General features: G+C 63.4%; 2 protein-coding genes and 1 pseudogene. All 3 read left to right on the plus strand.

What is annotated here, in order from left to right:
- Positions 1–164 (plus strand): annotated as a pseudogene (locus tag DR046_RS22830) (IS256 family transposase); the annotation flags it as partial.
- A 365-nt stretch (positions 165–529) separates the two neighbouring features.
- Positions 530–796: a hypothetical protein gene (locus DR046_RS22835; RefSeq protein ID WP_115384625.1), complete on the plus strand. Its 267-nt coding sequence runs from the start codon at positions 530–532 to the stop codon at positions 794–796.
- A gap of 811 nt (positions 797–1,607) precedes the next feature.
- Positions 1,608–1,752 (plus strand): transposase (locus DR046_RS22840; protein WP_167767269.1); only part of this gene is annotated, 145 nt, incomplete at its 3' end.

The raw sequence follows: 1,752 nt of genomic DNA on the forward strand, positions 1-1,752 counted from the left end.
TCAAGCGCCGGATCAAGACCCAGACCGTGCTGCCCGAGGCCGAGACCGCGCCGATGCTGTTCTGGGCGCTGCTGGCATCGGGCCAGATCACAATGCGCAAGGTTGACGGCTGGGAGACGCTATCAGCCCCCCTGACCGATCAAACGAGTGACCTCGCCGCGTGAAACCGTGACGCTGAAAGCGCCGGAGATCGCGTCGAACCGATTTCCACCACCTTCGAGACAGCACCTCCGATCCTCGCCCCTGCAAGGCAGACCCGCGAAGAGCCGCGTACGATTGTTGACGCGACACGCACGCGCACGCACACGCCATCCAAAATGCGCTGGCCGGACTGGTGGGACGCCCTGTTCCGACTCGCCCTTTGAGGCGGCCATAAGCTGAGGTGGTCGAGCGAAGGACTGTCGGACAACCCAGTTCGGTCCGGTCGGCGACCACTTCGCCAGAGGTCTGATCTGCGCCGTGTCTTCGAACAGGATGGAACGTCACGCGCGCAGCTTCGTTCCCATCAGGAACACACCGAGGACCAGCCATGGCCAAGACAACGATCGATCACAACGCAATCCGCGAATGGGTGGAGAGCAAAGGCGGCAAGCCTGCCGCCGTGAAGCCGACGCATAGCGACGAGGACGCCGGCATCATCCGCATCATGTTCCCTGACGCGCCGAACTCCGAACACGACGACTTGGTCGAGATCTCGTGGGAGGAGTTCTTCGGCAAGTTCGAGGAGCACGAGCTTGCTTTGCTGCACGAGGATGACAGCCTGTTCTCGAAGATCATCGAACGCGACACGTCCTAGCTGTTCAGTCTCGTGATGTGGTGGTAGACTGCCATCATCGTGCCACCCGATCGTAGCGGCGCCTGACGGTTACGCTCGATGTGGAGGCCAGCGCCACCTGCTCCGGGACCATTCCGGATGGACGCGATGCGGACGGCTTCGTCTCGAAGCCTCCGTTCCCACTGCGCAAGCGCGGGGTCGGGCCGAGGATCGCCTTGACAGACGCGCCCGCGGGGCGGGACGAGGTCTTGGTCGGCACCCTCTGATCGACCCGCCCCACACCTCGCACCGCGCAACAAGAACTCCAGCCGTAATCTGAGCCGCGAGCGGCTGGTCATTCTTTCGGAATCAGGGACATAGGGTCAAAAGCCCCGGATCCGACGCGCGCTACGGCAGCCGGATGCGTCGCGGAGGGGCGTGTCTGGCTGTGCAGCCAGTCATCTGCGAACCGGTCTGCGCTTCCGTCCAGGTTTGAAGGGAAAGATTAGGGAAGATTGAGGAACTGCAGCTCGGAGCGCCAGAATTCCGGCGGCGCGGGCGGCGTTTGCCGGGCGTTGTCAGGGACTTCCGGCCCGTTCCCTGTTCCGTCAGAAACAGGGAATGCCGCGCGTCGGATCAGGGATCAGGAGTCGGTCAACAGGAGGGCAAGGCGCCTGGACACGAACAGGCGCGTCCGGTTGGGAACTATCGGAACCGAGGATCGTCCATCTCCGGTCACGTCCGTCAAGCTGGTGTAATTTCCCGGATGGCCTGAGGGCATGATCAGGCGGCTTTCGTTGTGATGCTAAGAGCGCCTAACGAAACCGATCTGCGTCTCGTGGATTCACGAGGCATGAGACATGAACTTGTGAGTGACGAGATGTGGGCGGCGGTGGAGCCGTTGCTGCCCGAAGAGCCGCCCAAGCCGAAGGGCGGACGGCCGCGCGTGCCGGACCGGGATGCCCTGCGGGGGATCGTCTTCGTGCTGCGCTCGGGCC

Source organism: Jannaschia formosa (genome assembly GCF_003340555.1).
Lineage (GTDB): Bacteria > Pseudomonadota > Alphaproteobacteria > Rhodobacterales > Rhodobacteraceae > Jannaschia > Jannaschia formosa.

Excerpts from the sequence above, each read along its gene's own strand:
- DR046_RS22835 (WP_115384625.1), top strand. The coding sequence starts at position 530 with ATGGCCAAGACAACGATCGATCACAACGCAATCCGCGAATGGGTGGAG.